Source organism: uncultured Citricoccus sp., from assembly GCF_937871995.1.
Lineage (GTDB): Bacteria > Actinomycetota > Actinomycetes > Actinomycetales > Micrococcaceae > Citricoccus.
The window spans coordinates 62520-68952 of record NZ_CALMQR010000103.1 but is presented as its reverse complement, the minus strand read 5'-3'; the positions used below and the strand labels follow the sequence as shown (position 1 = coordinate 68952).

The 6433-nt window shown below is 63.4% G+C and carries 9 protein-coding genes and 1 pseudogene; 5 read left to right on the top strand and 5 right to left on the bottom strand.

The annotated features are described in order from the left end of the window. The 5 genes and pseudogenes from Q0283_RS12560 to Q0283_RS12540 form a co-directional block, all read left to right on the top strand. Positions 1-228: pseudogene (locus tag Q0283_RS12560) on the top strand (CBS domain-containing protein); the annotation flags it as partial. A gap of 6 nt (positions 229-234) precedes the next feature. Then, on the top strand, positions 235-375 hold the full coding sequence (locus Q0283_RS12555) for a hypothetical protein (protein ID WP_298044948.1): 141 nt from the start codon (positions 235-237) through the stop codon (positions 373-375). Between the two features lie 45 nt (positions 376-420). Then, the gene (locus tag Q0283_RS12550) at positions 421-816 is read left to right on the top strand and encodes a hypothetical protein (RefSeq protein ID WP_298044946.1); all 396 of its coding nucleotides are present in this window, start codon (positions 421-423) and stop codon (positions 814-816) included. 472 nt (positions 817-1288) lie between these two features. After that, entirely contained in the window at positions 1289-2431 is a 1143-nt protein-coding gene (locus Q0283_RS12545; RefSeq protein ID WP_298044944.1) for a calcium/sodium antiporter, read from the top strand. Positions 2432-2907: 476 nt separating this feature from the next. Beyond that, the gene (locus tag Q0283_RS12540; RefSeq protein ID WP_298044942.1) at positions 2908-3105 is read left to right on the top strand and encodes a hypothetical protein; all 198 of its coding nucleotides are present in this window, start codon (positions 2908-2910) and stop codon (positions 3103-3105) included. Here Q0283_RS12540 and Q0283_RS17645 read toward each other — a convergent pair. The 5 genes from Q0283_RS17645 to Q0283_RS12525 form a co-directional block, all read right to left on the bottom strand. Beyond that, entirely contained in the window at positions 3039-3254 is a 216-nt protein-coding gene (locus tag Q0283_RS17645; RefSeq protein WP_366134476.1) for a DUF2255 family protein, read from the bottom strand. The two genes, Q0283_RS12540 and Q0283_RS17645, sit on opposite strands and share 67 nt — an antisense overlap. A gap of 124 nt (positions 3255-3378) precedes the next feature. After that, positions 3379-4182, bottom strand: coding sequence for an aldo/keto reductase (locus Q0283_RS12535; RefSeq protein ID WP_298044963.1), 804 nt, complete (start codon positions 4180-4182; stop codon positions 3379-3381). 142 nt (positions 4183-4324) lie between these two features. Continuing rightward, a complete protein-coding gene (locus Q0283_RS12530; protein ID WP_298044941.1) occupies positions 4325-4477 on the bottom strand; it encodes a hypothetical protein in 153 nt (50 codons plus the stop codon). Between the two features lie 366 nt (positions 4478-4843). Next, positions 4844-5269, bottom strand: coding sequence for a riboflavin kinase (locus tag Q0283_RS17640; protein ID WP_366134469.1), 426 nt, complete (start codon positions 5267-5269; stop codon positions 4844-4846). Between the two features lie 201 nt (positions 5270-5470). Further along, positions 5471-6277 carry a carbon-nitrogen hydrolase family protein gene (locus Q0283_RS12525; RefSeq protein ID WP_298044939.1) on the bottom strand — a complete coding sequence of 269 codons (807 nt, stop codon included), beginning with the start codon at positions 6275-6277 and terminating at the stop codon, positions 5471-5473. Positions 6278-6433: the final 156 nt, after the last annotated feature.

The window sequence follows — 6433 nt, the reverse complement described above, 5'->3', positions numbered from 1 at the left end:
CCCCTGCACGAGGTCACCACGCTCCCGGCCGGGTGCACCCCGGAACAGATCGAGAAGGTGGCCGCCAACGGGTACTCCCGGTTCCCGGTCCAGTCCGAGGACGGCGAGCTGCGCGGGTACGTCCACGTCAAGGACCTGCTCAGCCTGGATGCGGTCGAACGGAACGCGCCGCTGCCGGAGCGGCTGGTCCGGGACCTGCCGCGGGTGCACGTCGCCGAGCACCTGTAGACCTCGTTGCGCCAGATGCAGCGGGACGGGGCGCACCTGGCCCTGGCCGTCGACGAAACAGGCCATCCCTACGGGATCGTCACCCTCGAGGACATGCTCGAGGAACTGGTCGGCCAGATCCGCGACGACAGCCGTGCCACCGCCTAGTTCCCGCGACCCCGGTGCTCCCGGTCAGCCGTGCGGCGGTCACCGGTGACCGGTCTGGAAGGCGCCGGCATCGCCGGGGCGCTGCTGTCCTGGATCGGTTTGGGTCTGGGTCTGCCGCTGTTCCCGATCGGTCTGGCCCTGCGCTCGGCCGAACCCGCCCTGGTCCCCATTGAGGTCGTGATCGTGCGCGGGCCCCACGAACCGCTGGCACACTGGTCCGCCGGGGACGACTTCCACGAACAGCCCCTGCATCCAACTGAACGGGCCCACTACGCCGGCAGAGACGTCTGCACGGGTTACATCGACTCCGAGAACCCCTCTCAGATGCGCTTGGACCCTCACCGGCAGGCCACCGGTACCTGTCGCGCCCTGGGCATCAGCTTCCTCGTCATTGGCCTCGTCGGATTCGCAATTTCGCTCGTTCCGATGCTTCTCGACTAAGGACCGCCTGCGCCTCACCGTCCCACCGCGGATGTCTTCATCAATTCTCCGGGACCTTGGTCACCAACGGTCACGAACAAGGTGTCCAACGAGACGCCCACTGGACACATGTGTCCGCGGCACACCATGTCATCGGACACAGCTGCGGAGCGGGTGTACCTGTTTGGTCACTTGTCGAGTTCAGAAGTGAACTGCAAAATTCACCAGACCCCTGCCTCAACCATCGTTGGTTCCAGGAGAGGCTCTGCCGTTCGGCCGGGACCGGTTGCCTGGCTGGGAACGTTGACTGTGCACCGCGGAGATAAATGGTGGGGTGCTGGCAGGGCTACATGTCGGCGTGGGCCCATTCGTGTCCGTCAATGTCTGCAACCGGCCCTCGCCCCAGACCACGAGGTACCAGCGCCGCCAGCACCCCACGAATCGTCCTGACGATAGTCTCGAGACTCTGGCTGTGATCCGTACACTCCTGGCTATGGATCTTCTGGACGTGGGGCGGATCATTGCCGGGTTAGTGCTGCTTGTACTGGGCGGGGAGTTCCTGGTGCGAGGGGCCTCAGCCCTGGCTCGTTGGGCGGGGATCTCGTCCCTGGTGGTCGGGCTCACCGTGGTGTCAGCTGCCACGTCGGCTCCGGAGCTGTCGGTGACCATCGGCGCGGTCCTGCGTGACGAGCCCGGCCTGGCGGTGGGCAACGTTGTCGGCAGCAACATCGCCAATGTCCTGCTTATTCTCGGTCTCTCCGCCTTGATCCTGCCCCTGGCCGCGACGCAGCGGTTGGTGCGATTCGATCTGCCCCTGATGGTGGCCATGTCGGTGGGGCTGTTGCTGATGTCTCTGGACGGGGAGATCAGCGCGATCGACGGGTTGATCCTTTTCGTCGGGGTGGTCGCGCATACCGTGCTGAGTGTCGTCATCGGCCGGCGCGGGACACGTCCCGGTGCCCGTGGTGTGATCCCGGCCGAGGACCCGTCCTCTCCGGCGGCCACCGGAACGGCCGAGGAACCGCGCCCGCTCTCGCCCGGCAGATCACTTCTGCTGGTGGTGTTCGGGGTTGGTCTGCTGGTGGGCGGTGCCACGCTGCTTGTCGAGGGAGCGGTGAGCATCGCCACCACCCTGGGTGTGAGCAGTCTGGTGGTCGGGTTGACCGTCGTGGCCATCGGCACGTCTCTGCCCGAGCTGGCGACCTCCATCATCGCGGTGCGCCGGGGCGAACGTGACCTGGCGGTGGGCAACGTGGTCGGCAGCAACATCTTCAATATCGGGGTCGTGCTTGGACTGCCCGCGCTGATCTCCTGGGAGGGCATCCCCGTCTCTAGCGCCGCGGTGGCCTTTGACATCCCAGTGATGTTGGCCGCTGCGGTCGCCCTGCTGCCCGTGGCCTTCACCGGCTTCACCGTGGCCCGGTGGGAAGGGGCCCTGTTCGTGGCCCTGTACCTGGCGTACACCGGGTACCTTGTTCTTGCCGCCACCGAGCATGATGCGCTGGAAGGATTCACCGCCGTGCTGGCATGGTTCGTCCTTCCACTGATCGCGATGACCCTGATCGCCTTCACCGCCTACGAGCTCGGACTGTGGAAGGGCCAGCGGGCCGTCGAGGCCACCAAGAGTCCCTCCTGACCGGACGCCCAGGTCCTGACGTGGGAGGTAGCGCCGCCGGTTCGTGTAGCGCCCGTGCGGCGGTCTTCTGTCGAGGACCTCCGGCACAGAGCCAAGCGTTCAGAGTTCAGTCTCTACCTGGCGTAATCAGGCTTACGGGCCCGTATGGACACCGCCCCGTGGATAGGGGTGCGGCCAACGCCATTGCTCCGAATGCCACGCCCGGACATTGCCTGGGGGAGTGTTCCAGTTCTAAGGAACTGGGACGCCGCGCGAGGGGCGGAAACGGACGATGAAAACTTCGATGAGCCGGTTGCGGGGTGACGTGTTGGCGCAGAATCGATCTCACTCGCTGCCCGCCCAAGAAATACATCTCTAGCGTGAGCGCTTGACCGCAAGGACGCTGAGGCCGCCGCAGGCAGGAACACCGTGACGTTCACCGGTAGGCTGACCCGGAACTCACCCCGCTCGAAAGGCCTCCCTGCACCTTGGGCGCGGTGCACTCCAAGGACCGGGCCATGGTGGTCACCGAGGTCGTCACCATGGAGGACGGGCATATACCCTGGACGCGCTGGTACGCCGACGGCGACTTCCACCAACGCCCCCTGCACCCCACGGAACGGGCCCACTACGCCGGCCGGGACGTCTGCACCGGGTACACCAGTCGGCGTGACCCTCTCGTTGATGCGCCTTGAGCCCAGCCGGCCGGCCACTCGAGTCTGTGTGGCACCGGGGCATCAGCTTCTTCACTGGCTCTTTGGATCATGGCGGACCGGTGCCATCGGGAGGCGGTGCCGTTGTAGGCGCGGACATAGACGTTGCCGTCGACGACGGCGGACCAGATCTAGTTCGGCGTACCGGGTGTCGTGCCGTCAGGCGGTACCGGGAGATGTGAAAGTCATCGATCGAGGTGATCGCGGCGATCTGCTCGGGCGTCCAAGCACTCATGAGTCGATTCTTCTCTCGCATCACTTTCCGCTGTAGACGGGGAAGACGCTGTGCTCGCCGTAGTCCCGCACCTGCAAGTTCCGCAGGGTGTCCATGTCGTCGGCGGAGATCGCGAAGTCAAGCTGGGCGTTCGAGCGCATGTGCGTAGGATTCGCGGTCTTCGGCAGCGACACGGTGCCCAGCTGCAGGGTGTAGCGGATGCTCAGCTGCGGCACCGTGACGCCGTACTTCTCCGCCATCGCCCGGACGTCGGAGTTCTGCAGGATGGCACCGTGGGCGATCGGCGAGTACGCCTCGACGAGGATGCCCTTGCCGCCGCAGTAGTCCACGAGTTCTGTCGGAGTGTTGCCGGCGTGGACGAGCAGCTGGTTCACGTGCGGAATCACGGTCGCGCCCTGCAGGATGTTCTCCAGGTCGTGCTGCTGAAAGTTCGACACTCCGATCGCGCGGATTTTCCCTGCCTGGTGCGCGGCCTCCAGGGCGCGCCAAGCTTCACGGTTGCCTTCGGCGTAGTCGCCCCCGCGGAAGTCATCCCACGGTTGTGGCGAGTGGATCAGCATCAGGTCGACGTACTCCAAGCCCATCTTCGCCAGGGAATCGTCAATCGCGGTGACCGCGTCGTCGTAGTCCTTGATCTCGGCGGCCAGTTTGGTCGACACGAACAACTCGTCACGGGCGATGCTGGCGGTGCGCGCCCCCTCGCCGACACCGCGTTCGTTGCCGTAGGCCTGGGCAGTGTCGATGTTGCGGTAGCCGATCTCAACGGCCGCGCGAACCGCGTCGGCGGCTCTGTCGTCGTTGATAAACCACGTGCCGAGCCCCAGCTTGGGAATCTCGACGCCATTCGACAGGGTGTAGGTCTCGTTCAGGATGGTGATGGTTCACTCCTCTCTTCGTTCAATTCCGGCGGTGTGGTGACGTTTTGGGACTTCATCCCTCGCGCTTCTGCTTCAGCATTGGAAAGCGCTAAACGATTTCGAATCGGCTGTTTTGCGCGGCCAGGGACGCGAACTTGTCGGTACGGGGGCCGTAGATCTCTCCGACCGTGCCGATGTAGTTCCCATTGACGTCGTAGACGATGGTTTCCTCTGAGCCGTCAGTCGCGGCGACGCAGTTCATCGCGTTCTCGTGTCCTCTCAGTGTTTTTTCTATCCAAATGATTCGCGAAGTCAGGCGGTGAGTTCACCGTTTGTGGCCGGGCCCGGTCAGCCGGCGAGGGCCGAGACGCCAGGCGCACATTCCGCCCCTCCCTCGGGACCAGGGGAGTGTATGTGGTCTCGGAGTACGAGCGGAGGGACGCTAGGCAGAACTGCCGCTAACTCCGGTTGGAGAGTACGGCAAGGCATTGACGGACCAACCGCTTGCTCAGTCCCGTTCGACGCGCAATGTCCAAAGTCCGAGCATTGGATCGGCCAGTCGGCTGCGGGTATTTGACTACGACGGCGCTGACTCGTCGCAGCGCCCAGACCGGAACGGTGTGCCTGCTCATACCAACTCCACCGGCCTCGTTATCCACCGCACGGTGTTTCCGCACGGGAGTGGTGCATCAAACCATCGTCGAGTGAGTTCTACATCCCGGTGCATCTGATCGATCAGTGACTCAAGCGTGGAGAAGCTCGCCTGCGTTCTGATCTTGGCGACAAGGCGGACTCGCATCGGTAGTCCGTACAGGTGGCCGTCGAAGTCAAGAATATGAGTCTCCAGCAGTCGTGGCCCGCCTTCGGAATAAAACGTGCTCCTTCGACCGATAGAAACCGTAGCGGGACGCCATCGCTTCTCCCTGCACTGGACCAGGCCTACCCAGACACCGTCCTCAAGGGAGTGGTCGTCGATGGGCAGGTTAGCTGTCGGAAAGCCGAGTTCACGTCCCACGGCATCACCGTGCTCCACAATCCCTTCAAAGACCCGCATGATTGCTCCTATACAGATGTGAGGGGAAGTCGGTGGCATACAGTGACGCTCTCGTACAGATCAGGGAGACTCTCTGATGTCGCACCGAGAGGATGGGTTCTCTTTCGTCGGCATAAGGACTTCGTCGACAGTGGTTTCCTTCGCAGGGGGCGCCGTGTCAACCCCCGAGCCGGAGACTTGCGAGGCGCGGCCCCTGGCTCTTCAATACGGGGCGAGAGCGAAGTCTCGGCGATTGACGAGTACACCTGTTGCGTTTCGCGCTACGGGGACTTCATCTAGGTCGATGTCGGTGATCAGCAGACCGGGTGCCCCGTCCAGGGATGCGACGGTGGTCCCGAGTGGCCCGACGACGAGACTGGCGCCGACGCCATTGGGGGTACCGTCAGAGACCATGCCCACCGTGGCAGGATCAGCCTGGTCGCAGGCAGCGATGAAGGTAGCGGAGTCAAGGGCTCGCGCTTGTGCGAGGATCTCCCATTGCTCTTGCTTGCCCGGACCCGACGCCCACGAAGCGCTGACAACGATGAGCTCCGCCCCGCGTAGCGCCAACTCCTGGAACAGCGTGGGAAACCTAATATCGTAACAGGTCGCCAAACCTACGGCCACGCCGTTAATGTGAACCACCGTGGGTTCTATGCCTGGATTGACCTTGTATGACTCGAAGTAGTCAAAGGCGTCATAGAGGTGGATCTTGTCGTAGGTAGCGTCTCCACTAGGGCCGGTGGCCAAGAGAGTGTTGTTGACGCGTCCGTCGGCGGCAGGGGTAAACATGCCAGCAATGATGGTGATGTTGTGGGCCCGGGCGATTTGCTTGACTGCTGTAGCCCACGGCCCGTCTGTCATCTCGGCAATGGTATCCAGGCGGACTCCGAATCTGCACATTGTGGCTTCGGGGAAGACTACTAACTGAGCGCCTTCGGCGGCGGCTGCAGCAGCTTTGGCCTGAACCTGCATGAGGTTCTGCTGGGGGTCCGCGGTGGATAGTATCTGAGCTAGTGCGATGCGCATAGGGTTCCTATGTTCTTTCGGGGCATTCCCTGTAATGAAATAAGTTGCGTCTAATGTCTTCTGTGTTTGCTCGTACTGGTCGCCGCGAGGACAACCGGGGTGCTTCCACGAGGACCGTTCAATCCAGAGCGGATCTAGGGATCTCCTGGACCCAGG

Bases quoted from the DNA above. Each gene is read 5' to 3' on its own strand.
- Q0283_RS17640 (WP_366134469.1), bottom strand. From the start codon at position 5,269: ATGCGGGTCTTTGAAGGGATTGTGGAGCACGGTGATGCCGTGGGACGT.
- Q0283_RS12545 (WP_298044944.1), top strand. From the start codon at position 1,289: ATGGATCTTCTGGACGTGGGGCGGATCATTGCCGGGTTAGTGCTGCTT.
- Q0283_RS12530 (WP_298044941.1), bottom strand. From the start codon at position 4,477: ATGAACTGCGTCGCCGCGACTGACGGCTCAGAGGAAACCATCGTCTAC.
- Q0283_RS12525 (WP_298044939.1), bottom strand. From the start codon at position 6,277: ATGCGCATCGCACTAGCTCAGATACTATCCACCGCGGACCCCCAGCAG.